11 protein-coding genes are annotated in these 13,031 nt (G+C 56.6%); 6 read left to right on the forward strand and 5 right to left on the reverse strand.

Annotation, left to right across the window (positions count from 1 at the left end; all coding sequences use genetic code 11):
- Positions 1-73: 73 nt before the first annotated feature.
- The gene (locus tag AC2FJV_RS04815) at positions 74-847 is read left to right on the forward strand and encodes a hypothetical protein (RefSeq protein ID WP_496693404.1); all 774 of its coding nucleotides are present in this window, start codon (positions 74-76) and stop codon (positions 845-847) included.
- A 77-nt stretch (positions 848-924) separates the two neighbouring features.
- On the opposite strand, the gene AC2FJV_RS04820 is transcribed toward AC2FJV_RS04815, so the two are convergent.
- The 4 genes from AC2FJV_RS04820 to AC2FJV_RS04835 all read right to left on the reverse strand — a co-directional run bounded on the left by AC2FJV_RS04820 (position 925) and on the right by AC2FJV_RS04835 (position 4,314).
- Entirely contained in the window at positions 925-1,425 is a 501-nt protein-coding gene (locus AC2FJV_RS04820; protein WP_271947570.1) for a bactofilin family protein, read from the reverse strand.
- Positions 1,415-2,740, reverse strand: coding sequence for a M23 family metallopeptidase (locus AC2FJV_RS04825; protein ID WP_281994469.1), 1,326 nt, complete (start codon positions 2,738-2,740; stop codon positions 1,415-1,417). Before AC2FJV_RS04825 ends, AC2FJV_RS04820 begins: the two co-directional genes overlap by 11 nt.
- A gap of 210 nt (positions 2,741-2,950) precedes the next feature.
- Positions 2,951-3,787: a ferritin-like domain-containing protein gene (locus AC2FJV_RS04830; protein WP_425595905.1), complete on the reverse strand. Its 837-nt coding sequence runs from the start codon at positions 3,785-3,787 to the stop codon at positions 2,951-2,953.
- 65 nt (positions 3,788-3,852) lie between these two features.
- Positions 3,853-4,314 carry a peroxiredoxin gene (locus tag AC2FJV_RS04835; protein WP_496688394.1) on the reverse strand — a complete coding sequence of 154 codons (462 nt, stop codon included), beginning with the start codon at positions 4,312-4,314 and terminating at the stop codon, positions 3,853-3,855.
- A 68-nt stretch (positions 4,315-4,382) separates the two neighbouring features.
- Here AC2FJV_RS04835 and AC2FJV_RS04840 point away from each other — a divergent pair, with 68 nt between their 5' ends.
- The 4 genes from AC2FJV_RS04840 to AC2FJV_RS04855 all read left to right on the forward strand — a co-directional run bounded on the left by AC2FJV_RS04840 (position 4,383) and on the right by AC2FJV_RS04855 (position 10,930).
- Positions 4,383-7,766 (forward strand): YhdP family protein, encoded by a 3,384-nt coding sequence (locus tag AC2FJV_RS04840; RefSeq protein WP_496712871.1) that lies wholly within the window; start codon positions 4,383-4,385, stop codon positions 7,764-7,766.
- 44 nt (positions 7,767-7,810) lie between these two features.
- A complete protein-coding gene (gene queA / locus AC2FJV_RS04845; protein WP_496688390.1) occupies positions 7,811-8,857 on the forward strand; it encodes a tRNA preQ1(34) S-adenosylmethionine ribosyltransferase-isomerase QueA in 1,047 nt (348 codons plus the stop codon).
- Positions 8,858-8,968: 111 nt separating this feature from the next.
- Positions 8,969-10,243: an MFS transporter gene (locus AC2FJV_RS04850; protein WP_271947562.1), complete on the forward strand. Its 1,275-nt coding sequence runs from the start codon at positions 8,969-8,971 to the stop codon at positions 10,241-10,243.
- A 108-nt stretch (positions 10,244-10,351) separates the two neighbouring features.
- Entirely contained in the window at positions 10,352-10,930 is a 579-nt protein-coding gene (locus tag AC2FJV_RS04855) for a DUF924 family protein (RefSeq protein WP_142633241.1), read from the forward strand.
- Here the strand turns inward: AC2FJV_RS04855 and AC2FJV_RS04860 are convergent.
- Positions 10,927-11,361, reverse strand: a complete 435-nt coding sequence (locus AC2FJV_RS04860; RefSeq protein ID WP_496688388.1) for a hypothetical protein — start codon at positions 11,359-11,361, stop codon at positions 10,927-10,929. The two genes, AC2FJV_RS04855 and AC2FJV_RS04860, sit on opposite strands and share 4 nt — an antisense overlap.
- A 214-nt stretch (positions 11,362-11,575) precedes the next feature.
- On the opposite strand from AC2FJV_RS04860, the gene lpdA reads away from it, so the two are divergent.
- Positions 11,576-12,970 carry a dihydrolipoyl dehydrogenase gene (gene lpdA / locus AC2FJV_RS04865; protein ID WP_271947557.1) on the forward strand — a complete coding sequence of 465 codons (1,395 nt, stop codon included), beginning with the start codon at positions 11,576-11,578 and terminating at the stop codon, positions 12,968-12,970.
- Positions 12,971-13,031 lie beyond the last annotated feature (61 nt).

A 13,031-nucleotide genomic window follows, 5' to 3' on the forward strand; every position in this document is an offset into this window, starting at 1 on the left:
GAGCGCGCTTGCCACGTCAAAAGTGGGCAGATAGACCTATGGGTGTGGCATGGAAATATGGGTTCAGCCTACGATGACGTCAAAGACGAATAAGCCGGTTAAGGCCAAGTTATTGCCGGATGATCCGTTCTTCCCGCTCATTCAGGATGCTTATCGCGTTTTTAAACGTCCAAAGCCAAGCAATATCGAGGTCTGCGAAGGGTGCTGCATGGAACCGGATATCGAGGCTGATTTCTTTCACCCGCCCATTCAGGAACTGCCGTTGCACTATCTTCAGGACTGGTATTTTGCAGCGAGTGATCCGGGAGGGATTGCCAAGAATACCTGGGCCTATCTTTTGCCGCGTGTGCTAGAGGTCTTGGCCTGTGGCGAAGAGGTAAGCTCTGTCGGGATCGAAGTCAGCCTGAGCCGGTATCCGACGGGACAGGCCCGGAACTGGTCGTCGGAGGAGTGGCGTGTCCTGGACGATTTCCAGAAACGTTTTCTTCTGAAGGCGATCGAAGGGGGCTCAGAAGAATGTCTGGACGATACGCTATGCATGTTTCGCCTCGGGGGTTGGCCAATGGATGGCCTTTTGGCGCAAGTAGCCGCAGTTAAAACGGCGACTTTGGCAGAACGGTTCTGGCAGGACTGGTGTTACGGGTATGCACCCTCGGTTTGGATCACGGCCTTCTGGGAAAGCCCGGACGGCACGGCTGCATTTGATTTTTACACGTCTGAAGTCATGTATCGAAGAATGCAGCAGCTTGCCTTTGATGATGGCACGCCACCAGAATTGTCCGAAAAGGCGCTGATGGTCGCAGAAGTGATCGAGGCCAATGCGACCTGGAACCAACCTGATCAGTGAAAGCCTTTCGGTCAGAATTGCAAAAGAAAACGCCGCAGGCTGTCCCGCGGCGTTTGTTTCCTGTCAGTCTGTCAGGATTACTGTTTGACGTCAGCAGCCGGGTTAGCGCCCGGTTTTCCGCTGCGGCCAGGGTTCAGAGGATCGTCCTGACGCTGAACGGAGCCTTCGAAATGCGCGCCGCTTTCGATGGCGATTGTCTTGTGAATGATGTCGCCTTCGACCCGTGCGGTCGAGGTCAGGCGCACTTTCAGGCCACGCACGCGGCCAACGATACGGCCGTTGATGACAACGTCATCTGCAGTGACTTCGCCCTTGATGGTCGCCGTTTCACCGATGGTCAGCAGATGCGCACGAATGTCACCTTCCACCGTACCTTCGACCTGAATGTCACCCGAGGTTTTCAGGTTTCCGGTGATGTGCAGATCCGAAGACAGGACCGATGCGGGTGGCTTGGGTTTGGGCGCGGTGCTGGCCTTGGTTTCCGTCGGTGCAGGGGTTGCCGGAGTGGCCGGAGCGGCAGGCTTGGCGGCCTCTGGGGCATTGGTTCCGGGCTCGTTGATTTTGCTCTTAGAAAACATTTCTTGCAGCCTTGATGTAAGTCATTGGGTTAACTGGTTTTCCGTTTACGCGGACCTCATAGTGCAGGTGCGTTCCGGTCGACCGTCCGGTGTTACCCATATCAGCAATATGATCCCCGCGCGAGACCCTTTGGCCAACCTTAACCCGTAACTTGGTGTTATGAGCGTAAAGTGTCTCAATTCCGAAGGCGTGCCGGATTTTGACCAGACGCCCGAAACCCGATTGCCAGCCCGCATGGGTGACTACGCCGTCGGCGGTCGCAAAGATATCAGTTCCAAGTGCACCGGCGAAATCGGAACCGTTATGCATGCGGCGACCGCCCGTTTTTGGGTCACGGCGCGTGCCGAAGCCACTGGTAAAGCGGACAGCCGCTTTCACCGGGCTGGCAAACGGGGCCTTTTCTGCTGCGATACGATAGAGGTTCAGCTGGTCCATCTGTTGCAACAGAGTGTTCGCGCGGATCTCGTCGGGGGTCAGGTCCTCACCGCGCGTGCTGAAGGAAATTGGGGTGAGGGGGCCACCCATGCCGCTATAGCCACGCCGTACTTCTTCAATGATACGGTCAGTTGGCATACCTGCCTGTCGGAACATCTTGTCGAGCGGTTCAACCGAGATGATCATTGCTTCTTCTAGCTGACGGAAAATCTCGTCGCTGCGTTCCTGCATCAGCCGGATCTCAAGCTCGAGATCGTCCCGCTGATCCAGTGCGTTCCGGGCGTCGGCTGCGATCTGATCACGCTCCTGCGCGGTGCGGGTCAGAGCAACGGTCATAAATTCCATCTGTTCGGGGCTGGCAGTGTTTGCCAACGTGAGCCCATCATCGGAATCTGATTGTTGCAGCGCCGCAAGCTCCTGACGGGCAGATTCCCGTTGTTTCATGGTGGTGCGCAGGGTGGACTGGATTACCTCGATCCCCGTTTCCAACTCACGGCGGCTGTTTTCGGACGCCAGCAGCTCGGATTGCATCGCAGAGATCTGTTCAAGCGCGGCGTTGAACCGGTCCTGAGCCATCAGAGCCTCATGAGCGCGCACGTCACGCTCTGCTGACAGAATATTCAGCCGCTCCTGATATGTCGCCTGATCGCGCTTGGCCTGTTCTCGGAAGTTGCCTGATCCGATGCTGTCCATCAACAGGATTGCCGTAGTGACCGCAGTCCAGCCAACAAACAGGGCAACACCAGCAACTGCAAAGATCTGTGTCTCTGAGCTGAGCCGGATGAACCGTGTGTCATTGTCAGATTTCAGAAAGACCCGGCGTTCCGGGAAGTGCTGCTCAAGCAGCGAATGTAGTTTGATTGCCAGACGTGCTCGCACGCGCCTTACCTCTCGATCCCCAAATTCGGGATCGGTTGTGAGTGGTCTCCGTCCCTTGGGGCAACTGAATAGAGGGGACGTCCGATTTGGGCAAGTTTGTTAACTAGTTCACACAACAAACAGGGTTAATCCCGCCAATTCTCGGCGAGAAATTGCCGATTACATCAACTGGAGGATGATTCAAAGACCGCTATGACCGTGCATGCCGACCTAGCGGGCAGAGCCGGGCGGCGGCAGGCCTTCGGTCAGCGGCCAATAGAAATCCGGCGGTAACCCGGCTTCGGCCCGCTTTTCTTCGTTGAAGGGCGGTTTAAGAACGCCATGAAAATAGCGCCGGACCAGATCGTGAAAGATACCCTTTGGGTCAGCGTTCTCGCGTCCGCAAAGGAAATGGAACCACTTGGACCCGTAAGCAACATGCCCGACTTCTTCGGCGTAGATCACCTCGAGCGCGGCAATGGCCTGTTCAGCCTTGGCCTTGCGGAAGATGTCAATCATGCCGGGGGTCACATCCAGACCCCGCGCCTCAAGCACCATCGGCACTACGGCCAAACGGCCCATCAAATCTTCTGCTGTATCTTCGGCAGCGCGCCACATACCCGCATGGGCGGGCAGGGCGCCGTAATGACTGCCCATCTGTTCCAGGCAATCACAGACCATTTCGAAGTGGCGCGATTCCTCTTCGGCGCATTTGACCCAGTCGTCGTAGAAACCGATAGGCATAGGGACATGGCCAAATCGGGCGATTAAATCCCAATGCAGATCAACCGCGTTCAGTTCGATATGGGCGACCGCGTGTAGCAGGGCGATGCGCCCAGCCTCGGAGCCGGGGCGGCGCCTTGGGACATCCCGGGGGGACAGCAAATCTGGTTTGTCCGGTCGGGCGGGATTCAACGGCGGTGTTGCGGTGCCCACTTCAATCGCAGGAGCGTCCCCTGATCGCGCCGCAAACCAAGCTGCGGCATGGCGCTTGGACAGGGCGGTCTTTTCGCGCCCGTCTGCTGTGGTCAGAACTTCGGTCGCCATTTGGGTCAGTGTTTTCGACACCGGGATATCTCCGCTTTCAAGATTTGTTCGGGTAATAATCCGGATGACGACCGCGGTGAAGAGGGTTACAGCGCGCGCACGGCTTCCAGTACCTCTTCCACATGGCCGGGCACTTTGACCTTTCGCCAGATGCGAGCGATCTTACCGTCGGCGTCAATCAGAAAGGTTGAACGCTCGATCCCCATCGACTTGCGCCCGTACATGTTCTTCTCGACCCACACACCGTAATCCTCGCAAACGGTCGAGCCTTCGTCGGACAAAAGTGGCGTCGTAAGACCGTGTTTGGCGACGAATTTGTCATGCTTAGCCACCGTGTCGCGCGAGATGCCGAAAACCAGGGCGCCGGCATCAGCAAAGGCTTGAAGTTGTTCCGAGAAACCGATGGATTCCTTGGTGCAGCCCGGCGTATCATCACGGGGATAGAAAAACAAAACGACGGCGCTGCCTTGCAGGTCTGACAGCGTAACCTCACCACCGCCGTCGCGGGGCAAAGTGAAACCGGGGGCGATGTCTGTAACGTCGGGCATTGGAAACTCCGCTAAAGGTTTTTAAGTGCTGCCTGACATCATGGTGCGGTGCAAGCAGGTAATAGGGCGTGGGTCGGAATTTGGCGCGGCAAGAAGATACACAAGAAGGCCCGGACGGGAAACCCCGCCGCCGTCGGTCACGCCGCCGCATCGCTGCGTGGGGGATCGTCGGAACCTTCCTGTTGCTTTGCCTGCTGGCCTTTGGCGGCTGGTTCTTTCTGATTGGCAAACAACTGCACGCGCCCGACTGGATGCGGGCGCAGGCCGAAAAACGGCTGGATGAAAGCCTTGGAGGGATCAAGATCCGCTTTGGCGACGCCAGCTTTATCGTCAACGAAAACTGGTTGCCACGTTTGCGACTGACGGATGTGACCATAAGCGACGCGGCGGGACAACAGATCGCGCAAGTGGCGGATATGCGCACCCGGTTGTCGATGCGGTGGCTGCTACGGGGGAAAATCCGCCCGCGCACGATTACCCTGCGCGATGCCCAAATCGCATTGACCCGCGGATTGGACGGGGCGCTTTCGTTGACAGTCGGTTCTGGCAGTGCACCGGTTCAGCGGGCGCGGACATTGATCGAGTTGATCGAGGAATCTGACGATGTCTTTTTGTCACCACTGCTGTCGGGGCTGCGGTCGGTCGAGCTTGAGTCGTTGACGCTGGACTATCAGGATTTGCGCCTGTCGCGCGCCTGGGTTTTCGACGGCGGACATATTTCGATCATCCGTACCGGTGACGAAATGCGCATGTCCACCGGGTTCTCTGTTCTGACAGGGCGCGATTATGCCAGTTCGATTGAGGTAAATTATACCAGCGTACTTGGAACGCCCCAGGCAAGCTTTGGCTTTGCCATAACCGACCTGCCTGCCGAGGATATTGCAAGTCAAAGCCTTGCCTTGTCATGGTTACAGGTCCTTGACGCTCCGATCTCGGGCGCGGTGCGCGGCAGCGTTGATGGCAACGCGGCGCTGGGGCCGTTATTTGCGACCCTGAACCTTGCGGCAGGCGCGGTGCAAGCCAACCAAGAGACAAAACCGATCCCGTTTGAATCCGCCAGGGCTTATTTCAGCTATGACCCAAGTCGGCAGGAGCTGGATTTCGACGAGGTTTCTGTAGTCTCCGCCTGGGGGTCCGTTCAGGCCGAGGGAAGGGCCTTTTTGAGAGGTATCGAGAATGGACTGCTGGAAAGCCTGACCTCTCAACTCCGTCTCAGCAGCATCGACATCAACCCGGCTGGTCTGTTTCCGGAACCCCTCAAGTTGGCGCGTGCCGACCTTGATCTGAAGATGAAGCTGGCCCCGTTCGAGTTGCGCCTCGGACAGATGACGGTTGAAGACGAAAACCTAACGCTGCGTGCTAGGGGTAATCTGAATGGTGAAGCCGAAGGTTGGTCGGGGTACCTCGAGGCCCATCTGGACGAGTTGGAGTCAGGCCAGTTGCTGAGATACTGGCCCCAATTACTTGCCGAAAAGCCGCGTAAATGGGTGTCCGACAATTTATATGAAGGCCGGCTCTCGGATGTCGATTTTGCATTGCGGTTGAAGCCGGACACCAAGCCGGACATTTACTTGGACTTCGGGTTCGACGACGCCAAAGTCCGCTTTGCCAAAACTTTACCGCCGGTCCAGAACGCTCAGGGGCAGGCCAGCCTGATCAACCAACGGTTTACGGTGACAGCCGAGAAAGCGGTTGTCATTGCCGATCAGGGCGGCCCGATAGACGGGTCAGGAACATCCTTCATAATTCCAGATACGTCGATCAAAAAGCTTTCGCCGGCGATTGTGCGCGTCAAGGCCAAGGGCTCGGCAACGGCCGCCTTGTCTTTGATGGATCGTCCCCCTTTGCAGCTGATGACAAAGGCAAATTTGCCCGTGGATGTGGCCTCTGGCGATGTGGAACTGTCAGGCACCTTATCTCTGCCGATGAAGAAGGGGCTGAAGTTCGATGAAACCCAGTTTCACTTTACTGGTAAGATTGGTGATGTGCACAGTGATCGCTTGGTCAAAGGTTTTGTCGTCAGCGCGCCTCAGTTGACTATTTCAGGTGATCAATCCGCTGTCGAAGTCGGCGGCGACGGATATTTCGGCGACGTGCCCCTGCAGGCAACCTGGCGCCAGCCTATTGGGGGTCGAGAACCGAAACCCAGTGAACTGAAAGGGCAGATCGAGATTTCGCCCCGGTTGGTGACCGAGCTGCGTGCCGGGTTACCAAAGGGTATGCTGACTGGAAAAGGCGTTGCCGAAATAACCTTGGGCATCGGTGCTGGCCGCCCCCCGAAACTGACGGCGACATCGGATCTGGAAGGCGTAGTGCTGTCTATCCCCGAGCTCGGGTGGCGCAAAGGCGCTGGTACCAAGGGGTCGATCGATGTCGAGGCAACGCTGGGCGATCAGATGCGCGTGGATACACTTCGGCTGGATGCGGCGGGGTTGAGAAGCCTGGCCTCCATTAATTTCAAAAATGGTGCTTTCGATCGTGTAGAGTTCAGCTCATTCGAACTGGGGAACTGGCTTGCGGTTCCGGCGGAGCTGATTTCACGGGGGTCAGCCTTGCCCGACATCAGGGTTTTAGGGGGCGTGATGAATCTGGGGGGCGCGACCTTTGGATCCTCCGAAGGTGGTGGCGGTGGTTCCGGGCAGGGGCCCGAGCTGGATGTAGTGTTGGATCGCCTCCAGATTACAGAGACGATCGCCCTGACCGGGTTCAAGGGAAAATTTGCGACAACTGGCGGTGTCAGCGGCGCGTTCACGGCGAATGTAAACGGCGGTGCTGCTGTGCGCGGGCAGGTGACCCCGCGCGGAGGGCGCAGTGCAGTCAATCTAATCTCTGGTGATGCAGGCGACGTTCTGAGATCGGCCAAAATGATAACCCAGGCGCGCGGTGGCAAACTGGACCTGCAACTGGAACCGGTCGGCGGGGCCGGGAACTTCGATGTCATCATGAAGATCGTGAACACCCGAATTCATGACGCCCCGGCCATGGCTGCCTTGCTGAACGCAATCAGCCTTGTTGGGCTTGTGGATGAAATGGCTGGGCAAGGCATCTTTTTCTCGAGCATCGAAAGCCGAATGCGGATTACTCCGACCGAAATCAAGGTTCTCAGCGGCAGCGCCGTCGGTCCTTCGATGGGATTGTCCTTCGACGGGACAATCGACACGGTTAGCGAAATGCTGAACTTGCGTGGCGCGATTTCCCCAATCTATCTGGTGAATGCGATTGGAAGCGTCTTCACCAAAAAAGGTGAAGGTGTGATCGCGTTCAATTATACTCTGACCGGCCCTTTGAAATCACCCTCTGTCTCGGTCAACCCTCTGTCAGGGCTTGCGCCATTGTTCTTGCGCAACCTTCTAAGGGAGCCCGCGCCGAAGGTTCAGGATGGGCCAAATGCACAGAAAGCCAAGCCGGATGAGCCCAAGCGCACATTTGGATCGCCGCCAAAAGACAACTGAACAGGGATATAGCCGAATCTGATACGACCCTGTAAGGCGCGCCCATGAAACTCAGCGATTTCGATTTCCACCTGCCCGAGAATTTGATTGCCACCCGGCCTGCCAACCCGCGGTCTTCGGCGCGTTTGCTTGTGGCCGAGGGCGATGCAATCTCGGATGCGCACGTCTTTGACCTGCCAGACTGGCTGCGACCCGGTGACCGGCTGGTGTTGAATGATACGCGGGTCATCCCGGCACGCCTCACCGGGCGGCGTCATCGCGACAGTGCGCAAGGGCCGGTGTCTGCGTCGATCGAAGCGACGTTGCTTGATCCGCAGGCAGACGGCACCTGGGCCGCGTTGATCAAACCGCTCAAGAAGGTCAAGACAGGTGAGGTTATCCGGTTTTCGGATCAACTGAGCGCTGAGTTGGATAGGGTGGCGGACGGGCAGGCCTTTCTGCGGTTTAACCTTACGGGGCAGGATTTCGATGCTGCGCTGGAACAGGCCGGCGCGATGCCGCTGCCGCCTTATATTGCCGCCAAGCGTCCTGCCGATGCGCAGGACAAGACGGATTACCAGACGATCTGGGCGCGCAACTCCGGGGCCGTGGCCGCGCCCACCGCGTCGCTGCATTTTGACGAAGCGCTGATGCAGGCGCTTACCGCGCGCGGCGTTTCTGTTTCCTACGTTACGCTTCATGTCGGTGCCGGAACGTTTCTGCCAGTCAAGGTCGAGGATGTGACGACCCATAAGATGCATGCAGAATGGGGCAGGGTCAGTGCGGAAGCCGTCAGTGAAATTCGTGAAACCAAAGCCATAGGTGGCCGTGTCATTCCGGTGGGCACAACCGCGCTGCGATTGATCGAAAGCGCCGCCCGCAGTGGGCAGATCGTACCCTGGGAGGGCGATACCGACATCTTCATCTATCCGGGCTTTCAGTTTTACGTCACGGATGCGCTGATCACCAATTTCCATCTGCCGAAATCCACGCTGCTGATGTTGGTTTCAGCTTTGATGGGGCAGGATCGGATGCAAGAGGTTTATGAGCACGCGATTGCGCAGAACTATCGGTTCTTTTCATATGGGGATGGGTCGCTTTTGATCCCTTGAGCGGCGTGTTGTCGGGATCGTTGCGTTTCGATGTCGTAGACAAGCTGGTTCAAAGCCGTTTTTGATATAAAAACGAATCTCTAGTTCAGGTTAGCAATCTCGGAGGCCTCTATGCTTCAGGTCATTACCAGCGCGTGGTCACTTCTTCTTGGCATGGGCCTGCTTATGATTGGCAATGGCCTACAGGGCACAATCCTGGGCGTCCGAGGCGAGATCGAAGGGTTTTCGACCCTTCAGATGTCTGTTGTGATGTCAGCTTATTTCGTAGGTTTCCTCGGAGGTTCTCGCCTTGCACCGGAGATGATCCGGCGGGTGGGGCATGTGCGGGTCTTTGCTGCGCTCGCTTCTTTTATTTCGGCCGTGATGATCATGTATCCGATGTTGACCGAGCCAGTCGCGTGGGCTTTGGGGCGTGTCGTGATCGGGTTTTGTTTCTCGGGAGTGTATGTCACCGCCGAAAGCTGGCTGAACAACGCGGCCAATAACGAGAACCGGGGCCAGGCGCTTTCGCTTTATATGATCGTACAGATGACTGGGATCATCACCGCTCAGGGGCTTATGCTGGTTGGCGATCCTGCTGGTTACGAAACCTTTGTGATCGCATCCATTCTGGTTTCGGTTTCCTTTGCTCCGATTCTGCTGTCGATTTCACCGACACCGGCATTTGACACGACCAAGCCCATGACATTGCGTGAACTGATGGGGAAGTCGCCGTTGGGCTGCGTGGGCATGTTCCTGCTGGGCGGAGTGTTCTCGGCCCAGTTTGGTATGTCGGCGGTCTATGGCGCGCGCGCTGGGCTGACACTGGTTGAGATTTCGACCTTCGTGGCGGCTTTCTATGTCGGGGCAATACTGCTGCAATATCCGCTGGGTTGGTTCTCGGACCGGATGGATCGCCGGTTCCTGATCATGCTGGCGGGCATCATTGGTGCTTGCGGGGCGGCCACTGCGATGATGTTCGGGTCGACTTCATTTCCGTTCCTTCTGGCCTCGGCCTTTGTGATTGGCGGCATGTCTAACCCGCTGTATTCGCTGCTGATTGCGCATACGAATGACTTTCTGGAGCATGAGGATATGGCGGCGGCCTCTGGCGGTCTGGTCTTCATCAATGGACTGGGCGCCATTGCTGGCCCGCTGATTACCGGTTGGTTGATGGGCGATGACGTGTTCGGACCGTCGGGCTTTTTCCTGATCATCTTTGCACTGCTTGCAGCCACTGCTGTCTATGCGATGTATCGCATGACACAGCGTGCGGCGATTCCTGTGGATGAGACGGGCACCATGTCTCCGCTTTACCCAACGGCCTCGCCGGTGGCTTTCGAATTGGCGCAAGAGGTGGCCATCGAAGCCGCCGAAGCCGATCAGGAAACGCAAGATGTAGCCTAGGACACGAAATTATGTCGCAAGTGTTGCAAATTTTTACTGTCACAAATATGTAAATCAGCCTTAAATGACGTTACGTCCCTGGGGAGGGCAAAACGACGGAGCAAGGCAATGGTAGGGCCTGAAGAAGTATTGAGTTTTTGGCTGGATCAAGTGGGTCCAGATGGTTGGTATATTGAGGATGAAGCGCTAGACGCAGAGATCCGCGAAAAATTTCTTTCCACATGGGAAATTGCAAATGAGGGAAAGTTCTCTCTCTGGCTGACATACCCCAGCGGGGCACTGGCCTATATAATTCTGATGGACCAGTTTCCTAGAAATATGTTCCGCGGCAGTGGTAAGGCGTTCGCCACTGATAAGGCGGCCTTGTCGGCAGCGAAATGCGCCATCGACAAGGGCTGGGATCTGAAGATTGACGAACCCGCGCGGCAGTTCTTTTATCTTCCACTGATGCACTCGGAAAATCTGTGTGACCAAGAGCGTTGTGTACGCCTGATGTGCCAGAATATCGACGAATCCAAGTCAACCAACCTGCTGCATGCAAGGGCGCATAGGGAGGTGATCCGAAAGTTCGGCCGTTTCCCCTATCGTAACGAAGCATTGTCGCGCCCCATGACCGAACATGAGGCCGCCTATGTAAACATGGGCGGGTACGGGTCCACCGTCCGAGAGCTTCAGGCCGCAGGTTAGCCTTCGACCGAACAACCTTTGATTGTGATAATACGGTCGGCCACAGTGTCGGCCGTTTTTTCTATTGCGGTGCCGATGAAGGCGTCAGGCGTTTCGGCAACCGCAACGATACGAGACTGCGCCGCCTGCAGCGTATCTTCGATTTGGCTCAGACGGTCGAGCGTTTGCGAGACCCGTTGGGCGGTGGCGGTGTCGGCAAGCGCGCCATTGACTTGTATAGTTGCGAGTTCAGTGCGAAGTGCTGCCAATTCACTGCGCACGCCTTGAACCTCTTTGCGCAAAGGGGCGACGATCTGAACCTTCTGTGAAAAATCAGACATCAGGGACTGCGCTGTTGTGGTCAGCTTCCAGCCCAAAAACAAACACAAGGCCACCAGGATAAGCGTGGCGTTAATTAGGGCGAGGGCCAGATCTTTCAGCGTTTTAGCCATGTTATGCCTTTCGCGTAAATGGATTTAGAATGGAGCAACTGGGATACTTAGCTATCTTCTAGCGTTTTGAACGGGTGCGGTATAGGCTCGAACCTCTGCAATCCGTATGGGTTTACCCTGCGTAGCTTTTGTCGCGGGGACTAAGTGTTGAAGGGTGGCTGATATTAGTTTAATGGTAAACTAATTTGGAAATGACCTGCTCCGAGAGGGAAACATGGCAGCACAATCTTTTGATCTGATCGTAATCGGCGCTGGTCCTGGCGGGTATGTCGCAGCCATTCGCGCAGCACAGCTTGGTTTGAAAACCGCCGTGGTCGAGCGCGAACATCTCGGGGGGATATGTCTTAACTGGGGCTGCATCCCAACAAAGGCGCTGCTGCGGTCTTCAGAAGTGTTTCACCTGATGGAGCGCGCAAAGGATTTTGGGCTGAAGGCCGAGAAGATCGGATATGATCTGGATGCTGTGGTCAAGCGATCGCGCGGTGTCGCCGGGCAGCTTTCAGGCGGTATCGGTCACCTGCTGAAAAAGAACAAAGTGACGGTTGTCATGGGCGAGGCGACGATTCCGGCCAAGGGCAAGGTCTCCGTCAAAACCGACAAGGGCAGCGAAGAGTTGACAGCCAAGAACATCGTTCTGGCAACCGGCGCGCGCGCCCGCGAGCTTCCCGGGCTGGAAGCGGATGGTGATCTGGTCTGGACATACAAACACGCTCTGCAGCCGCCGCGGATGCCCAAGAAACTGCTGGTCATCGGGTCGGGTGCAATCGGGATCGAGTTCGCTAGCTTCTACAATACGCTCGGTGCAGATACGACGGTGGTTGAAGTCATGGACCGGGTTCTGCCCGTCGAGGATGCCGAGATCAGCGCCTTCGCCAAGAAAGCCTTTATCAAACAGGGCATGAAGATCATGGAAAAGGCGATGGTCAAGCAGTTGGACCGCGCTAAGGGTAAAGTCACTGCGCATATCGAGGTGAAGGGAAAGGTCGAAAAGCACGACTTTGACACTGTGATTTCTGCCGTGGGCATCGTCGGCAATATCGAAAATCTGGGGCTTGAAGCGCTGGGTGTGAAAATCGACCGGACCCATGTCGTGACTGACGAATTCTGTCGCACTGGTGTCGATGGCCTATACGCCATCGGTGACATTGCCGGAGCGCCATGGCTGGCGCATAAAGCAAGCCATGAGGGTGTCATGGTGGCCGATCTGATCGCCGGGAAACATGCCCATCCGGTCAAGCCCGAAAGCATCGCGGGCTGCACCTATTGCCATCCGCAGGTTGCGTCGGTCGGCTATTCCGAGGCAAAGGCGAAAGAGCTTGGCTATGACATCAAGGTCGGCCGTTTTCCCTTCATCGGCAACGGCAAGGCAATCGCGCTTGGAGAGCCCGAAGGGCTGGTCAAAACAGTCTTCGACGCCAAAACCGGAGAGCTGTTGGGCGCCCACATGATTGGCGCGGAAGTCACTGAGTTAATTCAGGGGTATGTGGTCGGGCGCCAGCTTGAAACCACCGAAGAGGACCTGATGAACACAGTGTTCCCGCATCCGACTTTGTCCGAGATGATGCATGAAAGCGTTTTGGACGCTTACGGGCGCGTGATCCATATGTAACTCAGGGCAGGGGGTACCTCTGCCGATCTGCGGCACATTACCAAAAGTATCTTTGGCCAGA

It is taken from the genome of Ruegeria sp. CDSA241 (assembly GCF_059611265.1).